The sequence below is a fragment of the Alcanivorax sp. 1008 genome (assembly GCF_020667895.1).
Lineage (GTDB): Bacteria > Pseudomonadota > Gammaproteobacteria > Pseudomonadales > Alcanivoracaceae > PGZG01.
The window spans coordinates 1-1,016 of the sequence record NZ_JAFMPS010000079.1; the positions used below are offsets into that span (position 1 = coordinate 1).

The window sequence follows — 1,016 nt, forward strand, 5'->3', positions numbered from 1 at the left end:
TGCTGGAGAGTACTGACCAGCAGGCACTGTTCGCGGGCGTCGCGTCGATGAACCGTGAGCCTGCAAGCCTGCTGCAAGGTTCGGGAAAGGGCAAATCCCCGGACGCACTGTTTCCGGCTTTACAGGGCTTCAACAGCGTCGAGTGGATGTTGTTGATGGATACTCTGCATTATCTGGTCGATGACGTGTTGGTGAAGGTTGACCGGGCCAGTATGGCCAGCAGTCTGGAAGTGCGGGTACCGTTCCTTGATCCTCAGGTGTTTAACGCCGCTTGGCGCGTGCCGGCGGAAACAAGGCTTAATAACGGACAGGGTAAGTGGGTGTTACGCCAACTGCTCTATCGGTATGTGCCACGCGAATTGATTGATCGCCCCAAGATGGGCTTCGCTGTACCGCTGGATGCCTGGTTGCGCGGCCCACTGCGCGACTGGGTTGAGGATCTGCTTTCCATGGCCAGCCTGAACCAGATGCCAATGCTGGATGCTCGCCAGATTCAGCAGCTGTGGCAGGCTCATATGAAGGGTCAGGGCCACCATGCTCAGCAGCTTTGGACCGTGCTGCAATTGCTGGCCTGGCAGCGCCGCTGGCGTCCGCGACTGGCTTGAATTTTATCCATCTGATCCGCATTAGCGGTGTTTAACATTTTTCGGAATTTATGCTGCCTTACTGGACTCTGTTTCTAATCCCCACCGTTGGTGTGCTTTTTTCAAGGCGGTTGATGCCTTCATCAAGTACGGTCATCTGGTTGCTTGTCGGCGTGCTGTTTACTTTGGCCATTGGCCTGCGCCATCGGGTGGGCGGCGATTGGTGGGCTTATCTTCTGTATCTGGAGTGGGCCGCACCGTTGTCGCTGGCAGAGGTGCTTAACAGTATTGACCCCGGCTACATTCTGGTTAACTGGCTTGTCGCCCAGTTTGACGGTCCCATTTATTGGGTGAACCTGATCTGCGGCGCCATCCTTATGATTGGTGTGATGTCTTTTTCTCGTCGCCAACCCCTGCCATGGCTGGCGCTAC

At 55.9% G+C, this 1,016-nt stretch carries 2 protein-coding genes; both read left to right on the forward strand.

The window, feature by feature from the left end; translation table 11 throughout:
* Window positions 1-605 (forward strand): asparagine synthetase B (locus J1C54_RS16325; RefSeq protein ID WP_229150027.1); only part of this gene is annotated, 605 nt, incomplete at its 5' end.
* 113 nt (window positions 606-718) lie between these two features.
* A partial coding sequence (locus J1C54_RS16330; protein WP_229150029.1) for an EpsG family protein occupies window positions 719-1,016 on the forward strand: 298 nt, incomplete at its 3' end.